The organism is Bradyrhizobium sp. 31Argb, from assembly GCF_043638955.1.
Lineage (GTDB): Bacteria > Pseudomonadota > Alphaproteobacteria > Rhizobiales > Xanthobacteraceae > Bradyrhizobium.
On record NZ_JBEGDB010000096.1, the window covers coordinates 1 to 26989 of the forward strand.

Genomic DNA, 26989 nt, shown 5'->3' on the forward strand with positions numbered 1-26989 from the left:
GGTCACTTTGGCGTAGAGCTCACCAGGCCGCCGCCCAGCGCGCGCACTTCAAAACAAAAAGACAACTGTAATGCTAGGACCAGCTCTCCACCGTCATGCCCCGCGAAGGCGGGCATCCAGTAACCGGCGGCTTCTCGATCCAGCACTGACGTCTCTGGAATACTGGATCGCCCGCCTTCGCGGGCGATGACATCGGAGTCTGGGCAGCGGAGCGCCTACACCGCCGTCGCCTTGGCGAATTCGACATAGATCTCGCGCAGGCGGTCCGTCATCGGACCGGGCTTGCCATTGCCGACCTTCTTGCCGTCGATGGCGACCACCCCTTGCACGAACAGGCTGGCGCTGGTGATGAAGGCTTCCTTGGCGGCCAGCGCTTCCTCGATCGAGAACGCACGCTCCTCGACCCGGAGCTGGCGCTCCTCGGCGAGCGCCACCACGGCCTTGCGGGTGCAGCCGGGCAGGATTTCGCTGCCGTTCTGCCGGGTCACGATGACGTCGTCCTGGGTCAGGATGAAGGCGGAGGACGAGCCGCCCTCGGTGACCTTGCCGTCCTCGATCATCCAGGCCTCGCCGGCGCCGGCTTCGGCGGCCGCCTGCTTGGCCAGCACCTGGGCGAGCAGCGCCACGCTCTTGATGTCGCGCCCCTCCCAGCGGATGTCAGGCACGGTGATCACGTTGATGCCAGTCCTGGCCGAGGGCGCGCCGACGATGTCCTTCTCGGAGGTGAACATCACCAGCGTCGGCTTCACCCCCTTGGGAAAAGCAAAATCGCGGCCGGTATCGGCGCCGCGGGTCACCTCCAGATAGACCATGCCGTTGACGAGCTTGTTGCGCGCCACCAGCTCCTTCTGGATTTCCTGGATCCGCGCAATGGTTTCCGGCAGTTCCAGCCTGATCTCGCCGACCGAGCGCTCCAGCCGCGCCAGATGCGAGGCGTTGTCGACCAGCTTACCGTCGAGCACGGCGGCCACCTCGTAGATCCCATCGGCGAACAGGAAGCCACGGTCGAGGACCGACACTTTGGCCTCCGAAAGGGGCACATAGGAGCCGTTGACGTAAGCGATCTTTTCCAAGCGAAGTCTCCCCGGACGTAGTGATGCGACCAGGTTTTCTATACGCAATTCGCTGATGCCGATAGACCTTCCGTCCCAACTCTCTCGCCGTCATTCCGGGGCGCGCGAAGCGCGAACCCGGAATGACAGCGGGGGGCTAATGCTGCAAAATCTTCGACAGAAACTTCTGCGCGCGGTCGCTGCGCGGCTTGCCGAAGAAATCAGCCTTCAGCGCATCCTCGACGATCTCGCCCTGGTCCATGAAGATCACGCGATGGGCGACCTTGCTGGCAAAGCCCATTTCGTGGGTGACGACCATCATGGTCATGCCCTCGCGCGCGAGATCGACCATCACGTCGAGCACTTCGCTGATCATTTCCGGATCGAGCGCCGAGGTCGGCTCGTCGAACAGCATCGCGACGGGGTCCATCGCCAGCGCCCGCGCGATCGCGACGCGCTGCTGCTGCCCGCCGGAAAGCTCCGCCGGATATTTCTTCGCATGCTCCTTCAGCCCGACGCGATCGAGCAACTTCATGGCCTTTGCCACTGCCTCGTCGTGTTTGCGGCCCAGCACCTTCTCCTGCGCCAGGCAGAGATTGTCGATGATCCGCAAATGCGGAAACAGTTCGAAGTGCTGGAACACCATGCCGACGCGCGCGCGCAGTTTCGGCAGGTTGGTCTTGGGATCGTTGACCTTGATGCCGTCAAGGATGATCTCGCCGCCCTGGATCGGCTCCAGCGCGTTGACGCATTTGATCAGCGTCGACTTGCCCGATCCGGAGGGGCCGCAGACCACCACGACCTCACCCTTGGCGACGCTGGTGGTGCAGTCCTTGAGCACCTGGAAGGTCGGCCCGTACCATTTGTCGACGTGGCGAAGTTCGATCATGCGATTGGTTACCTGACGATGGCGATGCGCGCCTGGAGGCGGCGGACGCCGAAGGAGGCAAGGCAGGAGATCGTGAAATAGACCACTGCCGCGAACAGGTACATCTCGACCAGCCGTCCGTCGCGCTGCGCCACCTTGCTGGCGGCGCCGAGGAAATCCGGGATCGACAGCACGTAGACCAGCGAGGTGTCCTGGAACAGCACGATGGTCTGGGTGAGCAGCACCGGCAGCATGTTGCGGAACGCCTGCGGCAGCACGACGTAGCGCATGCTCTGCGCGTAGGTCAGGCCGAGCGCGCTTGCCGCCGCCGGCTGGCCGCGCGAGATCGACTGGATTCCGGCGCGCATGATCTCGGAGAAATAGGCGGCCTCGAACATGATGAAGGTGATGAGCGAGGAGGCGAACGCACCGACGCTGATCGGGCGCGACGCGCCGGTCAGCCACTGCCCGATATAGGGCACCAGGAAATAGAACCAGAAGATCACGAGCACCAGCGGCAGCGAGCGCATGAAGTCGACATAGAGCCCGGCGATGCGGCCGAGCAGCTTGAAGCCGGACAAGCGCGTCAGCGCGATCAGCGTTCCAAACACAAGCCCGCCCAGCGCCGACAGCGCGGTCAGCGTCAGCGTGAACGTCATGCCGTCGATGAAAAGATAGGCCAGCGAGCGGCGGATGACATCGAAATCGAAGCTGCCGAACATGCTATTTCCCCGCGATATAGCCGGGGATCGCGACCTTGCGTTCCAGGAAGCGCATGCCGGTGACGACGACGATATTGACCAGGAGATACATGATGGTCGCGGCCGTGAAGGCCTCGAACACCTGGAAGGAGAATTCCTGCATCGCGCGCGCCTGCCCGGTCAATTCGATCAGCCCGATGGTGATCGCCACGGCCGTGTTCTTCACGGTGTTGAGGAATTCGGAGGTCAGCGGCGGCAGGATGATCCGATAGGCCATCGGCAATAGCACGTAGCGATAGGTCTGTGCCGTCGTCAGCCCGAGCGCGGTCGCCGCCTGCTTCTGCCCCCGCGGCAGCGAGGCAATACCGGCGGCAAGCTGCACGGCAACGCGCGCCGACATGAACAGCCCGACCCCGATCGAGGCCGTCCAGAACGGCGCATTCGGCATTTGCTTCAGCCACAGCCCCGCCGCGCGCGGCAACAGTTCCGGCAGCACGAAGAACCACAGGAAGAGCTGCACCAGCAGCGGCATGTTGCGGAAGAATTCGACATAACAGAAGCCGATCCAGCCCGCGACCTTCGACGGCAGCGTGCGCAGCACGCCGACCACCGAGCCGAACACCAGCGCGATGATCCAGGCCATGAGCGCGGTCTTGATCGTCAGCGCCAACCCTGACAGCAGCATGTCGAGATAGGTGCCGCTGCCGGTCGGATTCGGCTCGAAGAAGATCTGCCAGTTCCAGTGGTAGTTCAAAGCTCCCCCGTTCCGCTATACGCCCGGCCCGCCCATGCAATGGCCGGGCCACCTGAGATGGCCGAGTCCCTGCCTGTCCCTCATCCCGAAGCCCTCACTCCTCATCCTGAGGAGCGGCGTCTTCGCCGCGTCTCGAAGGATGAGGCCACAGTGGGGCCTCATGGTTCGGACGGCGCAAGAGCGCCTCCTCACCATGAGGGTCTAGAGCTGCGTCTACTTATACGAATCCGGGTCCGGCGAGTCCGAGGGCTTCGCGAATTCGTTCTTCAATTCCGCCGAGATCGGCGTATTCAGGTTCAGCCCCTTCGGGGGGACCTTCTGCGTGAACCACTTGTCGTAGATCTTCTGGCCCTCGCCGCCGGTGTAGAGCGCGGCGGTTGCCGCATCGACCACCTTCTTGAAGGCCGGATCGTCCTTGCGCAGCATGATGCCGTACGGCTCGGGCTTCGAGAATGCGTCCTTCGAGATGACGTAGTCGTCCGGCGCCTTCGACCCCGCAACCAGGCTTGCGAGCAGGATATCGTCCATCACGAAGGCGACCGCGCGGTCGGTCTCGACCATCAGGAATGCTTCCGCATGGTCCTTGGCCGGGATGATGTTGACGTTCAGCCCGCGCGCGGCATTGGCCTCGGTGAGCTGCTTGATGTTGGTGGTGCCGGCGGTTGACACCACGGGCTTGCCCTTGAGATCGTCGATCGAATTGATCTTGCTCGACTTCTTCGAGACGTAGCGGCTCGCGGTGAGGAAATGGGTGTTGGTGAAGGAAATCTGCTTCTGCCGCTCGGCATTATTGGTGGTCGAACCGCATTCGAGATCGATGGTGCCGTTGGCGAGCAGCGGGATGCGGGTCGATGACGTCACCGGGTTGAGCTTCACCTCGAGCTTGTCGAGCTTCAGTTCCTTCTTCACGGCGTCGACGATCTTGTAGCAGATATCCATCGCGTAGCCGATCGGCTTCTGGTTGTCGTCGAGATAGGAGAAGGGGATCGAGGAGTCGCGGTGGCCGAGCGTGATCGTGCCGGTCTCCTTGATGTTCTTCAACGTCCCCGTCAGCTCCTGGGCGCCGGCCTCAGCCGCGCCGAGCGCGGTGGCGAGCGCGAAGCCGATCGAAAGAAGGCGTTTCATGCGTGGTCTCCTCGGTTGGATAGGTTCGATTGTGTCAGAATGTCTGTCAGCCGGCGCAACGTGGCCGCGACACGGCTCTGGATGTCTCGCTCATCGCAAAATGACCGAGCTTCGCCATCGTCGTAACTCTTGCGCCCCCTGTTGCCGCAGCTATCAGCCCATGTCCCCGGCGTGCAAACGAAATCATACTCGCCTGGAAGAGAATAGAGCGGGCATACTTTAGTCTCGATTGTCTCCCGTCCCGCCCGCAGAGGTTGCCCCCACCTGCCGGCATTCGCGCCCGCGGGCCGCCGCTCCAATTCCGCAGCTCGGCATACCACGGTAGGCGAATTGTCGCACGTGCCGTTTCATCCGGCGGCATCGACAAACCTTTCCCCCAACACGCTTTTCTTCTGTTTCGTTTTCAGGAAAGATCGCCGCATCAAAGAGAAAACAAATCCGGCCCGGCCAACGGGACCGCAGAGGGAGTTGTAGATGCCTCGTTACAGTCGTTTGATGCTTGCAGTCGCGGCCATAGGGATGCTGATGGCGACTTCCGCCACCGCCCAGGAATATCCGACAAAACCAATCACGCTGATCCTGCCGTGGCCGGCAGGAGGATCGACCGACATCTCGATGCGCGCCATCGCCGACAGCGCCTCGAAGATCCTGGGCCAGCCGATCGCGATCGACAACAAGGCCGGCGGCGGCGGCACGGTCGGTCCGGCCACCATGGCGGCCGCCGCGAAGCCGGACGGCTACACCATCGCGCAGATTCCGATCACCGTGTTCCGCCTGCCCTTGATGCAGGAAGTGTCCTGGGATCCGGCCAAGGATTTCAGCTATATCGTCCACCTCACCGGCTACACCTTTGGCGTCACGACCAGCGCCGAAGGTCCGTTCAAGACCTGGCAGGACGTGATCGATTTTGCCAAGAAGAATCCTGGCAAGGTCACCTATGCGACGCCGGGCGCCGGCACCTCGCTGCATATCGGCATGGAGCAGATCGCGGCTCTGGCCGGCATCAAGCTGACGCAGGTGCCGTTCAAGGGCGGCGCGGAGACCAATGCCGCGGTGCTCGGCCAGCACACTATGCTGCAAGCGGATTCCACCGGCTGGCGGCCGCTGGTCGATGCCGGAAAACTGCGCCTGTTGATGGTGTGGACCGGCGCGCGCTCGCCGAACTATCCCGACGTGCCGACGCTGAAGGAGCTCGGGTATTCCATGGTCTATGACTCCCCGTTCGGCATCGCCGGGCCGAAGGGCATGGATCCCAAGATCGTGGCCAAGCTGCACGACGCCTTCAAGAAGGCGATCGAGGACCCGGCCGTGATCGCAACGCTCGCCAAATACGACATGGTGCCGAACTACAAGAACACCGAGGACTACAAGAAATTCGTCGTCGAGGTCACCGCGTCAGAGCGCAAGGTGATCGAGTCGCTCGGTCTCGCGAAGAAGACGAACTAGCCCCTCGCACGGGGGCAAAACGCCAGTGGCAGCGCGAGCATCTGGACGCACGACATGAGCAACGACGCGAACGTGAAATTCCGCCTCAGCAATTCCGAGCTCTGGGGCGGGCTGATTGGCCTGGCCTTGGGCGGCTTTGTGATCTGGTCGGGTGTGAGGCTCAAGCTCGGCACCATCAACGATCCCGGCTCCGGCTACGTCCTGTTCTACACCGGCATCCTGATCTGCCTGTTCGCTCTCACGATCATTGTCTCTGCCGTCACCGAAGGCGGGCCGACTTTGGCCTCGCGCTGGGAGAACACGCGCTGGAGCAAGCCGCTCCTGATCATCGCCTGCCTCACATTGTTTTCGTTCGCGCTCGACACGTTCGGCTTTCTGCTGTCGGCGATTCCGCTGATGGTGCTGCTGCTCCGTGTGATCGATCCCGTGCGCTGGTCGTTGACCATTCCGCTGTCGATCATGTCCCCGCTCGGCATGTGGTGGGTGCTCAAGCATTTGCTTGGCATTCAACTGCCTTCGGGCGTATTCGAGATCGGCTGAGCGCGCCCATGGAAACAATCCTCAACGTCGCCCACGGGTTCGGCGTCGCGCTTCTGCCGGTCAACCTGCTCTATTGCTTCATCGGCGTCTTCATCGGCACCCTGGTCGGCGTGCTGCCCGGCATCGGCCCGATCTCGGCGATGTCGCTGCTGTTGCCGGTGACGCTGTCGGGCACGCCGGAATCCGGCATCATCATGATGGCCGGCATCTATTACGGCTCGATGTATGGCGGCTCCACCACCTCGATCCTGGTCAACATCCCCGGCGAAGCCGCCTCCGTCGTCACCTGCATCGACGGCCACGAGATGGCCAAGCAGGGCCGCGCCGGCCCCGCGCTCGGCATTTCCGCATTCGGCTCGTTCATCGCCGGCACGTTTGCCCTGATCGCGCTGATGCTGGTCGCGCCAAAGCTCGCCAGCGTCGCGATCGCATTCGGTCCGGCCGAATATTTCTCGCTGATGGTGCTGGGACTGGTGGTCCTGACCTTCCTGACGCAGGGATCGATGGCCAAGGCGCTGCTGATGGCCTGCATCGGCGTCGTGCTCGGACTGGTCGGACTCGACAGCATCACCGCGATGCCGCGGCTGACGTTCGGCCGCGTGGAGCTGATCGACGGCATCGGGCTCGTGCCTGTTGTGATGGGGCTGTTCGGCATCGCCGAAGTGCTGCTCAACACCGAGCAGGCGATCAAGCGCGACGTCATCAACACCAAAATCACGCACCTTCTGCCGAACAAAGCGGACTGGAAGGCCAGCGCCGGACCCGTGTCGCGCGGGACGATCCTTGGATTCTTCCTCGGCATCCTGCCGGGCGGCGGCGCGGTCGTCGCCTCGTTTGCATCCTACGCACTGGAGAAGCGCCTTTCCAAGACGCCGGAGCGGTTCGGCAAGGGCGCCATCGAGGGCGTCGCCGGACCGGAATCGGCGAACAATGCTGCCGCCGGTGGCGCCTTCATTCCGCTGATGACGCTCGGCATCCCGCCGAACGTGGTGATGGCGCTGTTGCTCGGCGCTTTCGTGATTCACGGCCTGCAGCCTGGCCCGCTCATGATCACGCAAAACCCCGGACTGTTCTGGGGCATCGTCGCCAGCATGTATATCGGCAACCTGATGCTGCTCGTGCTCAACCTGCCGATGATCGGGATGTGGGTGCAGCTCTTAAAATTGCCATATAACGTCCTGTTCCCGCTGATCATCCTGTTCACCATCATCGGCGTCTATTGTTCCAGCAACAATGTCTTCGATGTCTATGTGATGATCGCCTTCGGCGTGATCGGCTATTTCATGCGCAAGCTCGGCTACGAGCCGGCGCCGCTGGTGCTCGCCTTCGTGCTCGGCCCGATGCTGGAAAACAATCTGCGCAAGTCGCTGATCCTGTCGCAAGGCGACCTGATGACCTTCGTGCAGCGGCCGATCTCGGCGGCATGTCTGGCGCTGGCGGTGGTGCTGCTGGTCGGGCCGCTATTGCCGGCGTTACGCAAGAAGCGCGAGATGGTTGCGCTGGACGAGGGCGCGTGAGCTCCACAGAGCCCCAACCAATCGTGATCGCCTTCAAATGTAGCCAACTATGTCTCCACTGAAACACAACTGCAATCGGAGCTCCCCAGCATCCACCGATGCATCGGTTGCATTAGGTGGAGTTCACGAACGATGTCCCCAAGGTTCGACGGCAAGGTAGTCATCGTCACCGGCGCTGGAAGCGGTATCGGCGCGGCGACTGCGCGTCGATTTCATGGGGAAGGAGCAACCGTCGTACTGAACGGACGCCGAGCGTCCAAATTGCAAGACGTCGCCGCGACCTTGACAGCCGACCGCTGCATGATCCGGCCAGCGGACGTCTCGAACGCGAATGCGGTTGAAGACCTCGTCACCGATGTATTCCACAGGCTCGGCAGGATCGACATTGTCGTTAACAATGCCGGAATGGGGATTGCTGGAGCTTTCCTCGATCTGCCCACTCAGAATTGGCGCGAGATCTTCGCGGTCAACGTCGATGGCGTCCTCAACGTGACGAGGGCTACGCTTCCTCATCTTGTCAAGAGCAAGGGCTCGATCGTCAATGTGTCATCTCTTTCGGGACTTGGCGGTGACCTTGGGCTTAGCTTTTACAACACGACAAAAGGCGCGGTTTGCAATCTCACACGGAGTCTAGCTCTCGAATTTGCCCAAAGGGGAGTACGCGTCAACGCGGTTTGCCCAGGCATCACGCTCACCGACCTGACCGTGTCCGCTTTCGAGCGCTTCCCCGAGTTGCCTCAACGAGTGATCCCACGCATTCCCCTGGGACGGGTCGCGCAGCCTGGGGAAGTCGCTGGTGTCATCGCGTTCCTTGCAAGCGACGATGCGAGCTTTGTCAACGGCGTAAATCTGCCGGTCGACGGTGGGCTCGATGCATCGAACGGCCAGGCATCCTTCATATAGAACTCGCTTGGTGCATCGGCGGCGATCACAGCGCCCGCGCCATCTCCCCGAGATCCCAGAACAGGCCGGTCATAATGGTGAGCGCTTCTTCCGTCACCGGCAGCAGAATGTGCTCGTCGGGTGCGTGCTGCGAGCAGCCGGGATAGGAATGCGGCACCCAGATCGTCGGCAAGCCCAGAGCTTCCGAAAACACGTCATTCGGCAGTGAGCCGCCGAAATTCGGCAGCACCGCCGACGCCTTGCCGGTGGTCTTGCGGATCGATGCCGCGGTCCAGTCGATCCAGGGACTGTCCATATCGGTCCGCGACGCCGCAAAGCGTTGCGCACCGCTGACCTCAACCATCGGAAAGCCGTTGGCATGCAGATGCGCGCGCACGGCATCGACGACCTCGCCAATCTTCGTGCCGACGACGAAGCGAAGCTGCAGCACGGCATTCGCCTTCCCCGGGATCGCATTCGCCGGGCTTGCGATATTGCCCGCCGACATCGCCAGCACTTCCAGCGTGTTCCAGGCATAGAGCCGCTCGGCGGGCGAAAGCTCCTCCTCGCCCCAGTCCGGCGACAGCGCCGGCTCGTCTGCGCCTGGCTCGACCTTCACGTCCGCCAACGCCGCCCGGACCCGATTCGAGATCGGCGGCGGTTTCAATGCATCGAGCTTCATCCGCCCCTTGCCGTCGACCAGGCTCGCGATCGCGTTCGCCAGGATGGTGGCGGGATTGGCGAGCACACCACCCCAATTACCGGAATGATGACCACCATCGCGCAGGTTAACGTCGAGATGGATACGGTTGCCGCCGCGGCAGCCAAGAAAGATCGTCGGGCGCTCGGCCGAAAGCCGCGGCCCGTCGGATGCCAGGAACAGATCGGCCTTGAGTTCCTCGCGATGAGCTTCGCAGACCGCCCGCAGGTCCGGCGAGCCGATCTCCTCCCCGGTCTCGATGATGAACTTCGCGTTGAAGCCGAGCCTGCCGCCGCGGGTCTCCCGCACCGCCCGCAGCGCCGCGATATTGATGCTGTGCTGGCCCTTGTTGTCAGCGGTGCCGCGGCCATAGACGCGGTTGCCCTTGATCGTGGTCTTCCAGGGATCGAGATTATCGCGCCATTCACCAATCATGCCGTCGACGACATCGCCATGGCCGTAGGTGAGCACGGTCGGGCGCGAGGCGTCCTCGAGATATTCGGCCAGGAGAAACGGACCCCTGCCTGTCGGAGACTCGATCAAACGAGTCTTGAAGTCGAGCTCGGCCAGCGCGGGCTGCAGGTTATCAGTCAGATAAGCGCGCAGCGCGGCGCCGCTGCCGGGGTTCTGGCTTTCGGTCCGGTAGCCGATACGTTGGTCGAGTTCGCGAAGAAACTCGCCCGATTGAAAATGCTGTCGGACGCGAGCAATCGCATCACCCCTGTCAGCCATAACTTTCCCTTTCGCCGCGCCTTGTCGATCGAATTATTCTCTCGACCTCATTAGCGGGATACGCCCTATGCTGGAAGTGGCGCAGCGATGCCAGGCTCTGCTAAAATTGCAATCGGCACACCACAAAATAAATATCGAAAGCCCAGCACATGACAAAACAAATCCGGCTCAACGCCTTTGCCATGAACTGCGTGGCGCATCAGTCGCCGGGATTGTGGACCCATCCGCGCGACTGCACCGCGGAGTACAACCGGCTGCCCTACTGGCTCGATCTCGCCAAAACGCTGGAGCGCGGCCGGTTCGACGGCCTGTTCCTCGCCGATGTGCTCGGCGTCTACGACGTGTTCGGCGGCGGCCCGGATGCTGCGCTGCGCAACGCCGCACAGACGCCGGTGAACGATCCCTTGCTGCTGGTTCCGGCGATGGCCGCGGTGACGAAGCATCTCGGTTTCGGCGTCACCAGCAACCTCTCCTTCGAGCCGCCCTACACCTTCGCGCGGCGGATGTCGACGCTCGATCATCTGACCGAGGGCCGTGTCGGCTGGAACGTGGTGACCGGCTATCTCGACTCCGCCGCACGCGGCGCCGGCAAGGACAAGCAGACGGCACATGACGACCGTTACGACGTGGCCGACGAATATATGGAGGTGGTCTACAAGCTCTGGGAAGGGTGCTGGGAGGATGACGCCGCGATCCGCGATCGTGCGCGCAGCATCTTCGCCGATCCCGCGAAGGTGCATCCGGTCAGGCACGAGGGCAAGAACTTCCGTCTCAGCGCGCTGCATCTGAGCGAGCCGTCGCCGCAGCGCACGCCGGTGCTCTATCAGGCCGGCACGTCGCCACGCGGCCGGCAGTTCGCCGCGGAGCACGCCGAATGCGTGTTCATGTCCGGGCCATCGGCCAAGGTGATCGCGCCGCGGGTCTCCGCCATCCGCGAGCTCGCCGCGCAGAAGGGAAGGAATCCGGCCGAGATCCTGATGTTCAGCATGATGACGGTCGTCCTCGGCCGCACCGAGGCCGAGGCAAGCGCGAAATATGCGGACTATCGCCGCCACATCAGCCACGAGGGCGCGCTGACCCTGATGTCCGGCTGGACCGGTGTCGATTTCTCGACCTACGGCCTCGACCAGGAGGTGCGCCATGTCCACAACGACGCCGGCCGCACCGCGATGGACAACATCACCCGCGCCGATCCCGATCGCATCTGGACCGTGCGCGAGGTCGCCGAGCATGTCGGTATCGGCGGCATCGGTCCGATCGTGGTCGGCACGCCGGAAAAGGTTGCCGATGATATCGAGCGCTGGTTCGAGCAGACCGACGTCGACGGCCTCAATGTTGCCTTTGCGATCTCACCCGGCGATTTCGAGGATATCGCCGACATGCTGGTGCCGGAATTGACCCGCCGGGGCCGATACAAGCAGGACTATGCGCAGGGCACGCTGCGCGAGAAACTGTTCGGCGCGGGCCGCGCGCGATTGACCACCGAGCACCCCGCAGGCCGCTATCGCATCAAGGCGCACGCGACGGCGGCGGAGTAGGAGCGACACCGTCTCAGACCGTCATTGCGAGGAGCGTAGCGACGAAGCAATCCATGCCTCCGCTAACGGAGAGATGGATTGCTTCGCTCCGCTCGCAATGACGCGTTGATAGAGCGCGGCTTAATTCACCGCGTTGCTCACCACCACCTCGATCAGCTTCGTGCCGGGACGGCTGAAGGCGGAGCGCAGCGCGCCCTTCAGCTCACGGGGATCGCTGATCCTCATGACTTCCAATCCGAGCGACTTCGCGACGCCGGTGAAATCAACCGGCGGGTCGACGAAATCCATGCCGACGTAATGATCGTCGCCGTGGAAGGCGAGCAGGCGCTGCTTGATGATGCGGTAGCCGCCATTGTTGACGATGACGAAAGTCAGCGGCAGCTTGTGGTTGGCCGCCGTCCACAGCGACTGGATCGAGTACATCGCGCTGCCGTCGCCGGAAAAACACACCACCGGCCGCTGCGGATTGGCGAGGCTGACGCCGACCGAGGCCGGCAGTCCCCAGCCGATGCCGCCGGAGGCGAGCGCGTGATAGCCATAGCGGTCGCGGTGCGGGCGCAGCGCGATCATCTGGCGCGACGAGGTCAGACCTTCATCGACCAGGATCGCATTGTCAGGCATCGCCTCGACCACCTGCAGCGCCAGCCAGTCGGGATCGATCGGCGAGGTGCCTTCGGCTTTCGATATCTGCTCGACCAGCGCCTTCCGCTTCGCGGTCCAGTTCTTCGATGCCAGCGCCGCAACGCCCTGCTTCGCCCGCGTCTCCAGCGCACTGCCGCCGGCCGCCTTCAGCGCCGGGATCAACGCGCGCAGGGTTTCCTTCACGTCCGCCTTCAGCGCGATCTCGGCGCCGTAATTCTTGGCTAGGTCCCAGTCGACCAGGCCGACCTGCACGATACCCAGACCATCCGGCAGCGGATCGACCTCGCTATAGACCGACATCCGCAAGGGATCGCCACCGAGTGCGATGATGAGATCGTAAGGCGCCAGCGTCTCGCGCGCGAGCTTCTGCACCCGCGCGATCGCGCCCATGAAGCACGGGCTTTCGGAGAGGAAGTGCGCGCCATAGGGCGTCGACGATTGATAGGCCGGCGCGCCCAGCACCTGCGCGAGCTCGGCGGCTTCCTGCAGCGCATCGCTTTTGACGATCTCGTCGCCGGTGACAATCACCGGCCGCTCCGCTTTCAGGATCCGCGCGACCAGGGCCTGCAGCGATTCATCCGACGGCTTCACCTGCGTGTCGACGCGGGTCGCGCGGCCGAGCTCGATGCCGGCTTCGGAATTGAGGATATCGCCGGGCAGCGAGATGAACACCGGCCCGGTCGGCGGCGTGGTTGCGACCTTTGCGGCGCGGCGCACGATGCGCGGCAGGTCTTCCAGTCGCGTCACCTCGACCGCCCATTTCACCAGCGGCTCGGCCATCTGCACCAGCGGGCCGTAGAGCACCGGCTCGGTCAATCCGTGACCCTGCTCCTGCTGACCGGCGGTGAGGATCAACGGCGTGCCGGTGAATTTGGCGTTGAACAGCGAGCCCATCGCGTTGCCGAGCCCGGGCGCGACATGGACGTTGCAGGCGACGAGCTTGCCGGAGGCGCGGCTGAACCCGTCGGCCATCGCCACCACCAGGCTCTCCTGCATCGCCATCACATAGGTGAGATCGGGATGGTCCTTCAGCGCGTGCATGATCGGCAATTCAGTTGTGCCGGGATTGCCGAACAGATGCGAGATGCCCTCGTCCTTCAACAGCGCCAGGAACGCCGAACGCCCGGTAATGCGATTCTTCATGTCTCCTCCTACCCTCGGGCTCATTGGCGCGCGGGAAGAGGCATCATGACCAAACTTGCACGCCGTGGGCAATCGCGCTTGCGCTCATGGCTGCCTTGCGCAGAGGCTTGCGGGCACACGGCGTAGCCCGGATGAAGCGCAGCGCAATCCGGGGTTTGCACCGTGTCCCCGGATTGCGCTTCGCTCCATCCGGGCTACGAAGAATCAAAACATCCCCTCGCGATCCGACCGCTTCTTCTTTTTCGAGCGATGCCAGACCACGCCGGGATAACCCTTCAGCGGCACCAGTGGCTCGCCGGTATAGGCCCACTCCTGCAGCTCTTCGATTGCGATGTGATAGAGCGGTTGCCGGCCGGTACGGCCCAAGAACAGCGCGCGCGGAATGTTCACCATGTGCGGCGAACGCGCGCGCTCGTAAAACAGCGGCGTGCCGCAGGTCGCGCAGAAGCTGCGCACCGTCTTCGTCGCCTGATCCTCATAGCGCGTGATCGCATCCTCTCCCGCGATGATGCGGAACCGCTTGCGCCAGCTCCCGACATAGGTCGCGTAGGCCGCCCCATGCGCGCGGCGGCTCGGCGCGGAATGATCGTGCCAGGCCCAGCGCGCCGGCACGTCGATCTCAAGCCGAACTGCGCCGCACAGGCATTGGCCCGACGCGATACCTCCTGCAGCGGCAGCTTTGGCCATTAATGCGTTGATCCTTCGCGTCACAGCGGCAGCATTGTAGCCCGGATGAAGCGAAGCGTAATCCGGGGCCACAGAGCAAGAACCCCGGATTACGCTTCGCTCCATCCGGGCTACGGCGACTACGTAGGCTTACGCCTGTGCCATCTCGTTGTGCGCGGGATAATCGGTATATCCCTTCTCCTCGCCGCCGTAGAACGTCGCGCGATTATACGGCGTTATCGGATAGCTGCGCTGCAGCCGGCGCGGCAGGTCCGGATTGGAGATGAAGATGCGGCCGAAGGCGATTGCGTCCGCGTGTCCCGCGGCGATTGCGGCATCCGCCGTCTCGCCGGTGAAGCCGCCGGCGGTGATCAGGACGCCGCTCCACATCGGGCGGTACAACACCATCGCCGACGGCACGTTCTGGTGATTGACCTCGGCGCGGCCGGCGCCGGAGGAACGTGGCTCGATGAAGTGCAGATAGGCAAGCCCAAGCAGATCGAGTGACTTGATCGCGGTGCTGTAGAGCGGCATCGGGTCCGCCTCGCCGCTGCCGTTGGCGATGCCGTAAGGCGACAGCCGCACGCCGACGCGGTTCGCACCCCAGACCTCGACGACGGCCTTCGTCACTTCCATCAGGAAGCGCACGCGGTTCTCGATCGACCCGCCATATTGGTCGGTGCGCAGATTGCTGCGCGACTGCAGGAACTGCTCGATCAGATAGCCATTCGCGCCGTGGATCTCGACACCGTCGAAGCCGGCTTTCAGCGCGTTCTTCGCGCCCTCGCGGTAGGCCTCGATCACGCTGGGAATCTCAGAGGTCTCGAACGCGCGCGGCGTCTCGTAATCGACCACCTTGCCGTCCGCCGTCATCGCCTTGAATTCGGACGAGATCGCCACGGCGGAAGGCGCGACCGGCAGCGCGCCGCCCGGCTGGAACGAGGAATGTGAGACGCGTCCGACATGCCAGAGCTGCAGGAAGATAATGCCGCCCTTGGCGTGCACGGCATCGACCACTTTCCGCCAGCCGGCAATTTGCTGCTCGCTGTAGATGCCGGGAATGCCGGGGCCGCCGAACCCGGTATTCACCACAGGCGAGGCTTCCGCGATGATCAGGCCACCCGGCGTGGCGCGTTGAGCATAATATTCCACGTTCAGCGGCCGTGGCGCCAGCGACGGCTTTTCCGCGCGCATCCGCGTCAAGGGCGCCATCACCACGCGATGCTGGAGCTGGTAGGGACCGAACTTGAGAGGAGAGAAAAGCGACGGGAATTTCATGCCTGCCCCGGATTTTGTGTTGTCGTTGCCGGCACTATAGGGGAGGCACGCGCCGCTGAAAAGCGAGTGGCGGCCACGAGGGCCGCCACTCGGAAGAACACCGCGCCGCTTAAATATCAGGCCGTCTTGATCCAGACCGCCTTGACGTTGAGATATTCCTCCAGATGCTGCTTGCCGGATTCACGGCCATAGCCGCTCATCTTGTAGCCGCCGAACGGCACCGCCGGGTCCATCGCCTGGTAGCAGTTGACCCAGACCGAGCCGGCGCGCAGCGCCCGCGCAACCTGATGCGCCTTGCTGACATTGGTGGTCCAGACACCGCTGCCGAGCCCGAACGTCGTGGCATTGGCGCGCTGGATCAATTCGTCGGTATCCTTGAAGGCGATTGCGGAGATGACAGGCCCGAAGATCTCCTCCTGCGCGATGCGCATATTGTCCTGCACATTGGCGAACACCGTGGGCTGCACGAAATAGCCTTTGGCGAGCGGCCCTTCGGTCAGCCGTGCGCCGCCGGCAACCGCCTTCGCGCCCTCCTTCTGGCCGATCTCGAGATACCCACTGACACGCTCCATCTGCTGCTGCGACACCAGGGGGCCGATCTGCGTGTTCGGGTCGATGCCGTTGCCGACCTGCAGCTTCTTGCCGAATTCGGCGACGCGGCCGACGAACTCGTCATAGACCTTCTGCTCGACGAACAGCCGCGTACCCGCGCTGCAGATCTGCCCGGAATTGGCGAACACCGCCATCGCCGCGCCCGGCACCGCCTGGTCGAGATCGGCATCGGCGAACACGATGTCCGGCGACTTCCCGCCGAGCTCGAGCGAGACGCGCTTGAGGTTGCCGGCCGACGCCCGCACGATCGCCTGTCCCGTGACGTGCGAACCGGTGAAGGCGACCTTGTCGACGCCGGGATGTGAGGAGAGCGCCGCGCCCGCGGTCTCGCCGTAGCCCGGCACCACGTTGACGACTCCAGGCGGAATGCCGGCTTCCATGCAGAGCTCGGCAAGCCGCAGCGACGTCAGCGGCGCTTCCTCGGCAGGCTTGAGCACAACCGTGCAGTCGGTTGCGATCGCCGGGCCGATCTTCCAGACGCTCGCCGCCAAGGGCCCGTTCCAGGGAATGATCGCGCCGACCACACCGACCGGCTCCTTCAAGGTGTAGGAGAATATCTCGCCCGGCAGCGAGTTCTCGATGGTCTCGCCATGCAGCGCGGTCGCCTGACCGGCGTAATAACGGAGCATGCCGAGCACCCGCAGGCGGTTGCCGCGGGTGCGGCTGATCGGCGCGCCCATGTCGAGCGTATCGAGCTGCGACAGTTCCTCGAAATTCTTCTCCACCAGTTCGGCGAGCTTCAGGAGCATGCTTTGCCGCTCGAACGGCTTGACCTTGCTCCACGGGCCCTCGAAGGCCCGGCGCGCCGCTGCCACAGCGCGGTTGATGTCTTCCGCGTCGCCTTCGGCAACCGTCGCGAGCAATTCGCCGGTCGCGGGATTGTGGGTCTCGAACTTTTTACCGGAGGCCGCATCGACCCATTGGCCGTCGATCAGCATCTTCTTGTAGGAACCGTCCGCGTAGGGGTGACGCGTGATCGGAATTGCCTGTGTGACAGCCATGTTTGCACTCCCTTGATATGGAACGAGATTTGTATGACGGGCCTTGCGGGTTTCAGACCCGTTATATGCGGAACTCTACAACGGCGACCCGAATCCGTAAAGCAGCCGGCCGCTAAGCGGGCAGTGCGGCAATGAAGACCTCCCATGCACCTTCGCGCATGGCATGCCCGCCGTGTTAGCCTAGAGATCGCTGCCACATATTTGTCGGAGAGAGACGATGCCACATCCCGCCATGTCGCCAAATCATGTCGCCGTAATCACCGGAGGCGCGTCCGGTATCGGACTCGCCGCCGCCATGCGCTTCGCCGCTTCGGGCATGAAGGTCTGTGTCGCCGATATCGGTGTCGACCGTCTCAAGGAAGCCGCCACAAAACTGTCATCGATCGCGCCCGGCGGCGCCGGCAGCATCATGACCGAAACCGTCGACGTCAGCCGGTTCGAGGATCTCGTGAAGCTGGAAAGCGCGGTGCAACAGCGGTTCGGCGGCACCGACATCCTGATGAACAACGCCGGCATCCAGCCGGGCAGCCAAATGTTCGGTCCGCGCGAGAACTGGCAGAGGATTCTCGGCGTCAACCTGTGGGGCATCATCAACGGCACGCATGCCTTCGTGCCGCGCATGATCGAGCGCGGGCGCGACGGCCTCGTCATCAACACCGGTTCCAAGCAGGGCATCACGATGCCTCCGGGCGATCCGGCCTACAACGTATCCAAGGCCGGCGTGAAGGCCTTCACCGAGGCGCTGCAGCATGAATTGCGCAACACGCCGGGCTGCCGCCTCACCGCGCATCTGCTCATCCCCGGCTTCGTCTTCACCGGCCTGACCGCACGCGGCCGCGCCGAGAAGCCGGCCAGCGCCTGGACGTCGGAGCAGACGATCGACTTCATGATCGAGCGCCTGGATGCGGGCGACTTCTACATCCTTTGCCCCGACAATGACGTGCCGCGGCAGCTCGACGAGCGGCGCATCCTCTGGGCCGTCGGCGACATCGTCGAGAACCGTCCCGCGCTGTCGCGCTGGCATCCGGATTATGCGGACGCCTTCGCGGCGTTCGTGAAGGGAAAATAGTCGCCCTATCACCGTCAAGTCCAATCTTGGGAATGGCCGGCCTTCTCCAATCGTGATATCCATGTGAATATAACGTGGTTCGTAACCGGCGAGGCCCCAAGGGCCCGTTCACAGGGAGAGCAAGCCAATGAGTGACTACAATCTTCTCATCGACGGAGAGATGGTACCCGGCGATCTGACCATGCCGGTCCTCAATCCAGCGACCGAAGACGTGCTGGCGCAATGTCCGCGCGCGTCCAAGCAGCAGCTCGATCAGGCCGTCGCCGCCGCCAAGGCCGCCTTCCCGGCCTGGGCCGCCGCGCCGATCGAGGAGCGCCGCAAGCTTGTGATCAAGATGGCTGAGACGATCGAGGCCAATGGCAACGAACTCGCGCGAATTCTGACCAGCGAGCAGGGCAAGCCGCTGGCGGATGCGACGGGCGAGGTCATGGGCATGGCCGCCTTCTTCCGTTATCTCGGCTCGCTCGATCTGCCGATGCGGGTGGTCGAGAATTCCGGCGACCGCCGCGTCGAAGCCTATCGCCGCCCGCTCGGCGTGGTCGGCGCCATCATCCCCTGGAACTATCCGCTGCTGATCCTCAGCTTCAAGCTGCCGACGGCCCTGCTTGCAGGCAACACGCTCGTGGTGAAGCCCGCGCCCACCACCCCGCTCTCGACGCTGCGCTTTGCCGAGCTCGTGCAGGACATCCTGCCGAAGGGCGTGCTCAATGTGATCGCCGACGCCAACGACCTCGGCGACCACATGACGAAACACCCTGATATCCGCAAGATCTCGTTCACCGGTTCAACGGCGACGGGGCAGAAGGTGATGGCGAGCGCTGCGCAGACCTTGAAGCGCATCACGCTGGAGCTCGGCGGCAACGACGCCGGCATCGTGCTCGACGACGTCGATCCGAAGAAGGTTGCGCCCGGCATCTTCGAAGGCGCGTTCCAGAATTCCGGCCAGGTCTGCCTCGCCATCAAGCGGCTCTATGTGCACGAATCCGTCTACGACGAGATTTGCAACGAATTGGTCGCGATAGCGAAGAACACCGTGGTCGATGACGGCTCCAAGCAAGGCACCAAGCTCGGTCCGCTGCAGAACAAGATGCAGTACGAAAAGGTGAAGGCGTTCCTGGAGGACGCCCACAAGAACGGCAACGTGATCGCCGGCGGATCGGCGATGGACCGTCCGGGCTACTTCATCGAGCCCACTTTGGTGCGCGACATCAAGGAGGGGTCGAGGCTGGTCGACGAGGAGCAGTTCGGGCCGGTGCTGCCGATCATCAAATACTCCGACAACGAGGATGTGATCCGCCGCGCCAACGCGACCAATTACGGGCTCGGCGCGTCGGTCTGGTCGTCGGATACCGAGCGGGCTCACAAGGTCGCGAGCCGCATCGAGGCCGGCACGGTGTGGATCAACAAGCATCTCGACATGGCCCCGAGCATCCCGTTCGGCGGCGCCAAGCAGTCGGGCATCGGCACCGAATTCGCCGAAGAGGGTCTTGCCGAATTCACCCAGCTTCAGATCATCAACGCGCCGCCGGCGTAACGCGAACCAAAAATCAAACGACCGCGGCCTTCGTGCCGCGGTCGTTTTTTTCGCCCGCAACGAAGCGGGCGTTTTTCATTTCAGATGTAATACCACAGCGCTACTCCGACTGCGCCGTTCAACTCTCTCTAAACTAGAATTTAAACTCCGCTCGCACGGAGTTGAGCGGTGTGTGCATCGCGATCTCGCAAATGATCGCCACCTGATCGTTATCGCGGGCTGGGTGCGATACTGACGGAGTGGTGTAATGTTACGCAAGATGGTTATCGCATTGTTGGCGGCTGCATCGGTTGGTCTTGCGGCGGCGCCGACGGTAGCGTTGGCGCGCGGTGGCGGATTTGGCGGCGGCTTTGGCGGCGGTGGATTCCACGGTGGCGGATTTGGCGGTGGTGGATTCCGTGGCGGCTTCGGCGGCGGTGGTTTTCGCGGCGGCTTTGCTGGCGGAGGCTTCCACAGCGCGTTCGGCGGCATTCATCAGGGCTTCGGCGGATTCCGCGGTGGCGGCTTCCGCGGCCGCGGCTTCCATGGCTTCCATGGACGGCGCTTCGCCTTCGGCACAGGCTTCGGTGGCGGCTTCTATGATCCCTACTATTACGACGACTACGCCTACGACTATCCTTACTACGGCTACGGCGACACCTATTACGACAACGGCAATTGCTACGTCGTGAACCGCCGCGTCCACATCACGCACGGCTGGCGCACGCAGCCGACGCAGGTCTGCGGCTGATAGGCGAGCGAGAATCCAAAAGGGGCCGGCGGATCTCCGCCGACCTCACACCCTCTCCGGCGTCAGCGCCAGCAGCCTCCGCACCAGCGCGAGTGCGGTTTCGGTGGCGGGGTCGGCTGATGTGACGGGCACGGCGAGCACGATCAGGTCGACCGGATCATGCGAGAGCACGATCACATGCGTGGCGCTGTTGGCTGCAATCAGCGACAGCACGCGCTCGACCGCGGGATCATCAAACGAAGCTCCCCAGGGCGCGTCGGACCGGCGCAGCACTCGCTCCGTCGCCAACAATTCCCGCAGCAGCGACGGATCGTAATGCGCGAGCTCGACCTCACGGTAGCGCCGGGCATGCTCGAAAATCGGATGCCGCGCCAGTTCGGCGATCAATTCATCACGCGTCCTCGCCGTCGACAGCACGGCCGCGTTCAGCACCCCCGGCTCCTGCGCCTCGAACACCGCGCGCAGCGCATCCGTCATCAGGGCGATCGTGAGCACGCCGGCGACCGCGAGCGCGCAGAAGCGCTCAATCTGCGCCGCATCGACATCGCCGGCGATGAAGGCGGCGGCGATGCCGAGCAGCGCCGAGCTGCCAAGCCTTAAGGTCATCAGCGCAAGCCCGTGACGCCGCGTCTCGGCACCGCCGCCTGCGATCAGGATCACGGTGACGGTCAAGAGCGCGCCGATCGCACCGAGCCGAACCGGGATGTCCGGAAACAGCGTGCGGAAATCGGTGATCACGAACGGAATCACGATCAGCGCACCGGCTGCGAGGCGTCCGATGCTGCGATTTTCCGACGCCATCAGCGAAGCGCGATCGCGGCTCGCGAGCAACAAAGCGCAGACGACAAAGCCCGCAAGCTGGAATAGCGACAGGGATACGGCATAAGCGGTCGTGAAGCGGGCAAGCCCGAGCGCGCCGCCAAGGCCGAGCAGGATGCCGCCGAACACCGCCAGCATCTTCACCACGCGCGGTGCATGTCGCCGCAGCATCCCCTCGGTCACGACAAGCGCGCCGAGCGGGATCAGCGCCGCCGGAATCACGCTCAAGCGGTCCAGCACATCGCTGCCGCTCCACCACGCCACGCCGCGCACCAGGAACAGGAGCGCGATCACGCCGAGTCCGAACAGCAGGCGCCGCGTCAGCGGGCTGTTCGGGTCGCGCCAGTAGAACGTCATCATCGCGACGCAGAGCCCGATCGCGCCGCAGAGATTGACGATGGAATCGGCGATGATCCCGGGATTCATCGGCGCCCATCCTTCTGGTCGCGAGAACGCGGCCGCAGCGAGCCGAACGCGCGCGTATCATCCATCCAGTGGAAGAACGGCAACACCAGCCGCTGCAAGCCAGCACGGCGGAGGCGGCAATCAGCGCCGGCAGCGAGCCCGCCGGCACCTCGCTCGTGAGATAGCGCCGCGCGCCGGCCAGATCGATGCGGCCGAGCTGCAGCACGTCATCGCCGCGCGCATAATCGAGCTCGCGGGCGCAGAACTCGCCATGGATCGCATTGCGATGCTTTGGCGCGATCTCGAAACTTTTCTTCAGCGCATCCGAGCCGCCGGTGTAAGCATCGGTGATGACGAAGCGTTCCTCGTCAAAGCCAGCCTCGGGGCCAACACCAAACACCGCGCGGTGATGCGCCATGATCCCGCGTGCGAGCTGCAGATGCGCGAAACTCCGCCGCGCGCCTGACAGCGGCGATGGATACACATCGGAAAATGTCTCAGAGACCATGCCGACCACCGCCGGCACCTGCGTGACATTCGAAATCCATTTCGGACGTAGCCCGTCGCGCGCGAACAGCACCAGCGCGGTCATGCCATAGAGCACCCAGGACAACCCCTGCCCGCGCACTTCAGGGTCGACCATCACGAGGCCGAGATGGGTGACGTCGATCGGCGCGCCGTCGAGCTCGACCTCCATCACCGACAGCGCATTGAAGGCGATCGGCCGCCCGGTTTCCTCCTCACAGATCAGCGTGATGATGGCGCGCGCGAGACGCTCTGGCTCGCCAGAGAAGATGCCGTAGGTCAGGCTCTCCTGCGGCAGCGTCTTGGCGGCCACGACGCGTAGCTGCGAGGCCAGTGCCTCCAATTCTTCCGGCGGCAGCGAGCTGCCCGGACGCTCGACGATCCGCGTGCGAAGGCCCGCATGCGTGCGCAAGGTGAGATCGATGTTTGGCTGCGACAACGCCTTGAGCCAGAAGGTGGCGTGGCCGGGCAAGCGCGTCAGTGCCGCGCCGGCTTTGCCAAACCTTTCGCGCAAGCGCGAGACCGAAATGCCGCTCCAGGAAGACGCCATGCCGCTGCCCGTTGTCGGGCCCAATTACTGCCCGTCACCCATTAAGGCGCTGTGAGCGCCGGACGGCGCTCATCGCCAGAAGGTAAATGCTCCCTTGTGCGCCGTCATCGATGCATCCTCGCGGCAAAAAGCGGCGGATGCCAGACATCCGCCGCCTCGAAAAGTTCGGTCCGTCTCCAACTGCCCTGGTCAGGCCACCTTGGACACTTCCATCAGGATCCGTTCAGCCTTGGCATCCTCGATGCGGTTTACGAGCCGGCCGCTTTCGTGGACGTCGCGGACCGTCTTGGTCAGGGTGACGCAGGTCTGCACCAGCATCACGATCCCCATGGTGAGATAGCCCTTCATCCAGAGATCGACGGGCAGGAAGAATATGCCGACGCCGACCAGGAAGGCGGAGCCGAGGAAGGAGGCATAGGTGAAGGTAACCCAGGCATTGCTGTGGGGCTGGACGTTCTGGTTCATGGCAGTCTCTCCTTAAATGAACAATGTTGAGGACTTGAAGGTTCAGGCAGTAGCTGCACGCCCGGCTTTGAGCCGTGCGAGCACGTCGTCGGCGGTCGATTTCATGCGGGGCCCAAAGCCCTGCTCAGCGAGCTTCTCAGCCGTGGCAAGCGGTCCGCTGGCGGTATCGAGTTCGATCAGCGCCTCGTCGGCGGCCTGGGCTTCCATCTGCCGTTCGCGCAACTTGCGCAGCGTGTTCTCCGCTTCCGGCAGCGTGGATTCGTATGGGCGCACCGCCTCGATGCCGCTCCGGCGCAGCGAGCGCACTGCGTCCGAGGCGCGGGCGATGCGGCGGCCGCGGTCGAGTTCGGTGAGCCGCGCCTCGGCATTGGCGACATGGCGCTTCAACCGCGCGATCTCCTGACCAAACAGCGTGCGCGCGGTCATCGCGGCGTCGCGGTCGGCTTCGAGATTGGCAATCGCCTGCGCCGCCTCCCGCGCTAGATCTTCGCGGCCACCTTCCAGCGCGGCCGTGGCCCGCGCCTCGAGATCCGCGATCCGCGCATTGGTCGCCTCAAGCCGACGGCCCTCCTGCTGGTCGCCGGCAATCGCCAGAGCCAGCGTCCGCTTGGAGCGGTCGACGGCCGAGGCCGCGTCGCGCATCTGCTGGTCGAGGATGAGGAGGGCCGACCGATCCTGCAACTCCTCCTCTGCCGCGGCCACGGTGCCGCGAAAAAGCGTGAAAACGGTTTTGAACATTTGCCAGCTCCCTGTTATGAGCATTGCTCACATCATCTTTGTAACGGGAACCTGAGCATGGTTCAAGAAAATCTTGAGCGTTGCTCATGTATTTAGTTAACAAATGTCCAAGGCCTTGGAACGACGAGCTAAAAACCGCGAGCGGCTGATCGAAGCGGCAGAACGATCGATCGCCGCCGGCGGATTGGCCGGCCTGAAGACGCGCGATCTCGCCAGCGAGATCGGCATCGCCAATGGCGCGGTCTACAATCTGGTCGAGGACGTCGACGAACTGATCCTGCGGATAGGATCGCGCACGCTGGCCCGGCTCGACGCGGCCCTCACCGCGGCAGAGCGCGACGGTCCCGCGGATCCCATCGACACGCTGGTCCGCATCGCGGTCGGCTATTGCGATTTCGCCGCCGACAATCTCGAGTTATGGCGCGCACTGTTCGAGCACCGGATGGCACCGGGCAAGCCGGTCCCGGACTGGGCCATCTCCGAGCAGATGGACCTGTTCCGCCACATCTACCACCCGCTCGCCGCACTCTTTCCGGCGCGCTCGCCGCAAGACCTGAGCGTCACCGCGCGCAGCCTGTTCTCGGCCGTCCACGGCATAGTCGCGCTGGGGTTAGAGCAGAAGCTGATCGCAGTGCCGATCGAAGCGTTGCGCAGCGAAGTCGCCTCCATCGTCCGCGCCATGGTCGAGGGATTGATGGCGAAGGCTAGTTCGTAGCGTCGTAGGGTGGGCAAAGGAGCGCAGCGACGTGCCCACCATCAAAGACTCCGCTCGCGATGGTGGGCACGCTGCGCTTTGCCCACCCAACAACTCTACAACTCTCTCCGCGTCGTCCCGGGCTTGACCCGGGACGATAACCACAGGAAGTAGTTTTGCGAAGCTGACTATGACCGAATCCTATCGAGACATCACGCGGTATGGGTCCCCGCCTTCGCGGGGACGACACGCGGAGGAGGCAGGAATGACGCGCGTTGGATGTTTGGCAGCCCTGATTTTCTTGTCTGCACCTGCCGGCGCGAGCGCGGCCCCAGCTACCTCCGCTTCAGGTTCGGCGGCACTGGCGCTCGCCGCCGTGGTCGCCCAATACTCGCCGATCGCCGCCGCGCCCAAGCGTACCGTCGCTTCCTTCTTCAAGGGCGACACCAATTTTCCCTATGGCGGGAAGATCTCCGTCACCGCCGACAACATCGTCTGCCGCACCAGCAATGTCGACATCACGTCGCGCTCCTGCGACATCACCTTCAAGATCGCCAAGCGCGCGCTGAAAGGCCGCGACGCCAACGAATTGTTTGCAACCATGCTGATGGCGGGCGTCCCCGCCGAGGGCGCCGCCGGATCGAACATCGCGGGCTTGTCGAAGCTGAACTGCACGATCGAACCCAAGGTCATCAAGCAAAAGGCCGGCGGCGGCGCCGACTGCACTTTCGAGCCGGGCAATCAGCCGTAGACCGTGCAGTGGTTAGGGGGAGGCCTTAGGATGGATCGAAGGCCAGTTGAATCTGGACGTTGAGGCGATCCGGAAGTTCGGCTGGAATGGATGGAAGAGGTTGCGCCCTCTTGATGGTCTCGATCGCCTCGGTATCGAGCAGTGTCTGGCCGGAGCTTGTTTTCACCCAAACACCCAGGAGGCGCCCTCTCCGGTCGATCGAGAAGAACGTTTCGACCGTGCCTTGAAGCCTATTGTGGGCCGCCGCGGGATACCGCTGAAATCTTGCGATGTGCTTGAGCAGGCTTTGTTGAAACTTCACCAGGGCATTGTTCGGCACCACATTCGTCACGGTCGAACGACGTGAGATGCTGGGGATGCTGGGACTCGCTTCAACAGGCAGGGACGCCTGGTCAGGCGATTTGATCACAACCTCATCCTTCGCCTGATCATCCGGCTGTTCGGCTTCAGGATTCGAATGGGCGACATTCGCCGTCGTCGCCTGCGAAGTCGAATCGATTGGAATCGGTGTCTCCTCGCGTTGAGGAACCAGGCGCACCTGTATTGTAGACGTCGGTCCTTGATCGACCGATGATGCGGCTGGGTGCTGTACCTTAATCCAATAGACGCCGCCGGCGAACAACAGCACCACCAGAGCCGGGATGATGACGAGACGCGCCACTTCTGCGTTGGACCAGGCCGTCGGATCTCCTGCAGTGAGCGCGGCCTTTATCCTGTCCGTCTCCCTCGCGGGCAACGGATCATCTGAACCGTCCATCTTCATAGGGCGGGCGCTTTCGCCGGGATAACAATTCTGGTCGGTACGCACATCTCTGGAGAAGGCCACTCAGATCATTTGGGGCGCGCCGAGCCCCTCGGCGAAGGCACGACGGCTATCTCTATATAGGATTTGTGACATGTCTCTAAAACCGGACTGGCGCCGGAGGCCGAGACGGACCGTCATATGAGATGGAACTGCCGAACAGGCGTCAGCTCATCACTTGCGCGCGGTTCCACATCCTGAAACCGTCGGAAAAATTCGGCGGACATTACTGAGACCGACATGAAGCATCGCCCTTCGAACCACGCGACATCGGCCGGACGGCCCCGGCGCAAGCTGTCGGGATCACGCCGGGGGCCGCCTGGCTCTCCCCGGCCGACCACGGGGGCTTTGGCGCTCGGGGTGTGATCGGCGAGAAGTAGCACCGCAAATAAGCACAACCGTTGCGCGTTCGTCAGTGCACTTTGTGCCAGAGCAACGCCAGAACGTGTGAGGTGCCGCGCGGATGCGCGGTTTGTGCCATCTCGCTCGCGTTTTCCTCGCGCCGACCGTTAACCATAGGGACACGAGCCCAGGCGTTAGGACAGCCGCACTGATGGAAAGTTGCAGCGTTCCCAGATTTCAATTGCGGATATTTTATCAATTGGAGCGTCCGGTCATGATTGAACGTCGTGCCCTAGGGTCTGTTGGGATTCATCGGGAGTTTATCACGGCAGCGGTCAGATGGATCATGGCTGCGAAGCTTTGATCTG

Annotated in this window: 25 protein-coding genes and 1 pseudogene; 11 read left to right on the forward strand and 15 right to left on the reverse strand. The window is 63.4% G+C overall.

What is annotated here, in order from left to right; all coding sequences use genetic code 11:
* Positions 1-215: 215 nt before the first annotated feature.
* The 5 genes from AAFX91_RS19595 to AAFX91_RS19615 all read right to left on the reverse strand — a co-directional run bounded on the left by AAFX91_RS19595 (position 216) and on the right by AAFX91_RS19615 (position 4500).
* The gene (locus AAFX91_RS19595; RefSeq protein WP_394567508.1) at positions 216-1073 is read right to left on the reverse strand and encodes a D-amino-acid transaminase; all 858 of its coding nucleotides are present in this window, start codon (positions 1071-1073) and stop codon (positions 216-218) included.
* 136 nt (positions 1074-1209) lie between these two features.
* A complete protein-coding gene (locus AAFX91_RS19600; RefSeq protein WP_130584107.1) occupies positions 1210-1941 on the reverse strand; it encodes an amino acid ABC transporter ATP-binding protein in 732 nt (243 codons plus the stop codon).
* Between the two features lie 8 nt (positions 1942-1949).
* Positions 1950-2642, reverse strand: a complete 693-nt coding sequence (locus AAFX91_RS19605; RefSeq protein ID WP_394567509.1) for an amino acid ABC transporter permease — start codon at positions 2640-2642, stop codon at positions 1950-1952.
* Position 2643: 1 nt separating this feature from the next.
* Positions 2644-3375 carry an amino acid ABC transporter permease gene (locus tag AAFX91_RS19610; protein WP_130584105.1) on the reverse strand — a complete coding sequence of 244 codons (732 nt, stop codon included), beginning with the start codon at positions 3373-3375 and terminating at the stop codon, positions 2644-2646.
* A 213-nt stretch (positions 3376-3588) separates the two neighbouring features.
* Positions 3589-4500, reverse strand: coding sequence for an amino acid ABC transporter substrate-binding protein (locus AAFX91_RS19615; RefSeq protein WP_394567511.1), 912 nt, complete (start codon positions 4498-4500; stop codon positions 3589-3591).
* 474 nt (positions 4501-4974) lie between these two features.
* On the opposite strand from AAFX91_RS19615, the gene AAFX91_RS19620 reads away from it, so the two are divergent.
* The 4 genes from AAFX91_RS19620 (at position 4975) to AAFX91_RS19635 (ending at position 8906) form a co-directional block, all read left to right on the forward strand.
* Positions 4975-5946: a tripartite tricarboxylate transporter substrate binding protein gene (locus AAFX91_RS19620; protein WP_130583082.1), complete on the forward strand. Its 972-nt coding sequence runs from the start codon at positions 4975-4977 to the stop codon at positions 5944-5946.
* 54 nt (positions 5947-6000) lie between these two features.
* Complete coding sequence (locus tag AAFX91_RS19625; RefSeq protein ID WP_130583081.1) at positions 6001-6486, forward strand: tripartite tricarboxylate transporter TctB family protein; 486 nt, start codon at positions 6001-6003, stop codon at positions 6484-6486.
* 8 nt (positions 6487-6494) lie between these two features.
* Positions 6495-8003: a tripartite tricarboxylate transporter permease gene (locus AAFX91_RS19630; protein WP_130583080.1), complete on the forward strand. Its 1509-nt coding sequence runs from the start codon at positions 6495-6497 to the stop codon at positions 8001-8003.
* Positions 8004-8135: 132 nt separating this feature from the next.
* Positions 8136-8906 (forward strand): SDR family NAD(P)-dependent oxidoreductase, encoded by a 771-nt coding sequence (locus AAFX91_RS19635; RefSeq protein ID WP_394567513.1) that lies wholly within the window; start codon positions 8136-8138, stop codon positions 8904-8906.
* 25 nt (positions 8907-8931) lie between these two features.
* On the opposite strand, the gene AAFX91_RS19640 is transcribed toward AAFX91_RS19635, so the two are convergent.
* On the reverse strand, positions 8932-10317 hold the full coding sequence (locus tag AAFX91_RS19640) for a M20 family metallopeptidase (RefSeq protein WP_394567515.1): 1386 nt from the start codon (positions 10315-10317) through the stop codon (positions 8932-8934).
* Between the two features lie 149 nt (positions 10318-10466).
* Between AAFX91_RS19640 and AAFX91_RS19645 the strand changes: the two genes are divergently transcribed.
* Positions 10467-11855: an LLM class flavin-dependent oxidoreductase gene (locus AAFX91_RS19645; RefSeq protein WP_130583077.1), complete on the forward strand. Its 1389-nt coding sequence runs from the start codon at positions 10467-10469 to the stop codon at positions 11853-11855.
* Positions 11856-11975: 120 nt separating this feature from the next.
* Here the strand turns inward: AAFX91_RS19645 and AAFX91_RS19650 are convergent, their stop codons facing one another.
* The 4 genes from AAFX91_RS19650 to AAFX91_RS19665 form a co-directional block, all read right to left on the reverse strand.
* Positions 11976-13640, reverse strand: coding sequence for a thiamine pyrophosphate-binding protein (locus AAFX91_RS19650; RefSeq protein ID WP_394567517.1), 1665 nt, complete (start codon positions 13638-13640; stop codon positions 11976-11978).
* Between the two features lie 204 nt (positions 13641-13844).
* Entirely contained in the window at positions 13845-14327 is a 483-nt protein-coding gene (locus tag AAFX91_RS19655) for a GFA family protein (RefSeq protein ID WP_394567519.1), read from the reverse strand.
* Positions 14328-14456: 129 nt separating this feature from the next.
* The gene (locus AAFX91_RS19660) at positions 14457-15584 is read right to left on the reverse strand and encodes an alkene reductase (protein WP_394567520.1); all 1128 of its coding nucleotides are present in this window, start codon (positions 15582-15584) and stop codon (positions 14457-14459) included.
* A gap of 116 nt (positions 15585-15700) precedes the next feature.
* A complete protein-coding gene (locus tag AAFX91_RS19665; RefSeq protein ID WP_394567521.1) occupies positions 15701-17197 on the reverse strand; it encodes an aldehyde dehydrogenase family protein in 1497 nt (498 codons plus the stop codon).
* Positions 17198-17414: 217 nt separating this feature from the next.
* On the opposite strand from AAFX91_RS19665, the gene AAFX91_RS19670 reads away from it, so the two are divergent.
* The 3 genes from AAFX91_RS19670 to AAFX91_RS19680 all read left to right on the forward strand — a co-directional run bounded on the left by AAFX91_RS19670 (position 17415) and on the right by AAFX91_RS19680 (position 20530).
* Entirely contained in the window at positions 17415-18266 is an 852-nt protein-coding gene (locus tag AAFX91_RS19670; protein WP_394567523.1) for an SDR family NAD(P)-dependent oxidoreductase, read from the forward strand.
* 127 nt (positions 18267-18393) lie between these two features.
* Entirely contained in the window at positions 18394-19800 is a 1407-nt protein-coding gene (locus AAFX91_RS19675; RefSeq protein ID WP_394567524.1) for an aldehyde dehydrogenase family protein, read from the forward strand.
* 247 nt (positions 19801-20047) lie between these two features.
* Positions 20048-20530, forward strand: a complete 483-nt coding sequence (locus AAFX91_RS19680; RefSeq protein WP_394567526.1) for a hypothetical protein — start codon at positions 20048-20050, stop codon at positions 20528-20530.
* 45 nt (positions 20531-20575) lie between these two features.
* Here the strand turns inward: AAFX91_RS19680 and AAFX91_RS19685 are convergent, their stop codons facing one another.
* A complete protein-coding gene (locus AAFX91_RS19685; protein WP_394567527.1) occupies positions 20576-21775 on the reverse strand; it encodes a hypothetical protein in 1200 nt (399 codons plus the stop codon).
* Positions 21772-22751 (reverse strand): annotated as a pseudogene (locus AAFX91_RS19690) (hypothetical protein). The gene AAFX91_RS19685 and the pseudogene AAFX91_RS19690 overlap by 4 nt, the downstream one beginning before the upstream one ends.
* Between AAFX91_RS19690 and AAFX91_RS19695 the strand changes: the two are divergent.
* Positions 22702-22884: a hypothetical protein gene (locus AAFX91_RS19695; RefSeq protein ID WP_394567530.1), complete on the forward strand. Its 183-nt coding sequence runs from the start codon at positions 22702-22704 to the stop codon at positions 22882-22884. The pseudogene AAFX91_RS19690 and the gene AAFX91_RS19695 overlap by 50 nt on opposite strands.
* Positions 22885-23018: 134 nt before the next feature.
* On the opposite strand, the gene AAFX91_RS19700 is transcribed toward AAFX91_RS19695, so the two are convergent.
* Together AAFX91_RS19700 and AAFX91_RS19705 are read right to left on the reverse strand one after the other, a co-directional pair.
* Positions 23019-23294, reverse strand: a complete 276-nt coding sequence (locus AAFX91_RS19700) for a YiaA/YiaB family inner membrane protein (RefSeq protein ID WP_130580975.1) — start codon at positions 23292-23294, stop codon at positions 23019-23021.
* A gap of 42 nt (positions 23295-23336) precedes the next feature.
* Positions 23337-24032 carry a PspA/IM30 family protein gene (locus AAFX91_RS19705; protein WP_130580974.1) on the reverse strand — a complete coding sequence of 232 codons (696 nt, stop codon included), beginning with the start codon at positions 24030-24032 and terminating at the stop codon, positions 23337-23339.
* A gap of 103 nt (positions 24033-24135) precedes the next feature.
* On the opposite strand from AAFX91_RS19705, the gene AAFX91_RS19710 reads away from it, so the two are divergent.
* Both AAFX91_RS19710 and AAFX91_RS19715 read left to right on the forward strand, forming a co-directional pair.
* The gene (locus AAFX91_RS19710; protein WP_282528982.1) at positions 24136-24747 is read left to right on the forward strand and encodes a TetR/AcrR family transcriptional regulator; all 612 of its coding nucleotides are present in this window, start codon (positions 24136-24138) and stop codon (positions 24745-24747) included.
* Positions 24748-24991: 244 nt separating this feature from the next.
* Complete coding sequence (locus AAFX91_RS19715; RefSeq protein ID WP_394567528.1) at positions 24992-25477, forward strand: hypothetical protein; 486 nt, start codon at positions 24992-24994, stop codon at positions 25475-25477.
* Between the two features lie 25 nt (positions 25478-25502).
* Here AAFX91_RS19715 and AAFX91_RS19720 read toward each other — a convergent pair whose 3' ends face one another.
* A complete protein-coding gene (locus AAFX91_RS19720) occupies positions 25503-26240 on the reverse strand; it encodes an energy transducer TonB (protein ID WP_282528980.1) in 738 nt (245 codons plus the stop codon).
* Positions 26241-26989: the final 749 nt, after the last annotated feature.

Coding starts and splice junctions, on each gene's coding strand:
- AAFX91_RS19600 (WP_130584107.1), bottom strand. CDS start 1,941: ATGATCGAACTTCGCCACGTCGACAAATGGTACGGGCCGACCTTCCAG.
- AAFX91_RS19605 (WP_394567509.1), bottom strand. CDS start 2,642: ATGTTCGGCAGCTTCGATTTCGATGTCATCCGCCGCTCGCTGGCCTAT.
- AAFX91_RS19615 (WP_394567511.1), bottom strand. CDS start 4,500: ATGAAACGCCTTCTTTCGATCGGCTTCGCGCTCGCCACCGCGCTCGGC.
- AAFX91_RS19620 (WP_130583082.1), top strand. CDS start 4,975: ATGCCTCGTTACAGTCGTTTGATGCTTGCAGTCGCGGCCATAGGGATG.
- AAFX91_RS19625 (WP_130583081.1), top strand. CDS start 6,001: ATGAGCAACGACGCGAACGTGAAATTCCGCCTCAGCAATTCCGAGCTC.
- AAFX91_RS19630 (WP_130583080.1), top strand. CDS start 6,495: ATGGAAACAATCCTCAACGTCGCCCACGGGTTCGGCGTCGCGCTTCTG.
- AAFX91_RS19635 (WP_394567513.1), top strand. CDS start 8,136: ATGTCCCCAAGGTTCGACGGCAAGGTAGTCATCGTCACCGGCGCTGGA.
- AAFX91_RS19640 (WP_394567515.1), bottom strand. CDS start 10,317: ATGGCTGACAGGGGTGATGCGATTGCTCGCGTCCGACAGCATTTTCAA.
- AAFX91_RS19645 (WP_130583077.1), top strand. CDS start 10,467: ATGACAAAACAAATCCGGCTCAACGCCTTTGCCATGAACTGCGTGGCG.
- AAFX91_RS19650 (WP_394567517.1), bottom strand. CDS start 13,640: ATGAAGAATCGCATTACCGGGCGTTCGGCGTTCCTGGCGCTGTTGAAG.
- AAFX91_RS19655 (WP_394567519.1), bottom strand. CDS start 14,327: ATGGCCAAAGCTGCCGCTGCAGGAGGTATCGCGTCGGGCCAATGCCTG.
- AAFX91_RS19660 (WP_394567520.1), bottom strand. CDS start 15,584: ATGAAATTCCCGTCGCTTTTCTCTCCTCTCAAGTTCGGTCCCTACCAG.
- AAFX91_RS19665 (WP_394567521.1), bottom strand. CDS start 17,197: ATGGCTGTCACACAGGCAATTCCGATCACGCGTCACCCCTACGCGGAC.
- AAFX91_RS19670 (WP_394567523.1), top strand. CDS start 17,415: ATGCCACATCCCGCCATGTCGCCAAATCATGTCGCCGTAATCACCGGA.
- AAFX91_RS19675 (WP_394567524.1), top strand. CDS start 18,394: ATGAGTGACTACAATCTTCTCATCGACGGAGAGATGGTACCCGGCGAT.
- AAFX91_RS19680 (WP_394567526.1), top strand. CDS start 20,048: ATGTTACGCAAGATGGTTATCGCATTGTTGGCGGCTGCATCGGTTGGT.
- AAFX91_RS19685 (WP_394567527.1), bottom strand. CDS start 21,775: ATGAATCCCGGGATCATCGCCGATTCCATCGTCAATCTCTGCGGCGCG.
- AAFX91_RS19695 (WP_394567530.1), top strand. CDS start 22,702: ATGTTTGGCTGCGACAACGCCTTGAGCCAGAAGGTGGCGTGGCCGGGC.
- AAFX91_RS19700 (WP_130580975.1), bottom strand. CDS start 23,294: ATGAACCAGAACGTCCAGCCCCACAGCAATGCCTGGGTTACCTTCACC.
- AAFX91_RS19705 (WP_130580974.1), bottom strand. CDS start 24,032: ATGTTCAAAACCGTTTTCACGCTTTTTCGCGGCACCGTGGCCGCGGCA.
- AAFX91_RS19710 (WP_282528982.1), top strand. CDS start 24,136: ATGTCCAAGGCCTTGGAACGACGAGCTAAAAACCGCGAGCGGCTGATC.
- AAFX91_RS19715 (WP_394567528.1), top strand. CDS start 24,992: ATGACGCGCGTTGGATGTTTGGCAGCCCTGATTTTCTTGTCTGCACCT.
- AAFX91_RS19720 (WP_282528980.1), bottom strand. CDS start 26,240: ATGAAGATGGACGGTTCAGATGATCCGTTGCCCGCGAGGGAGACGGAC.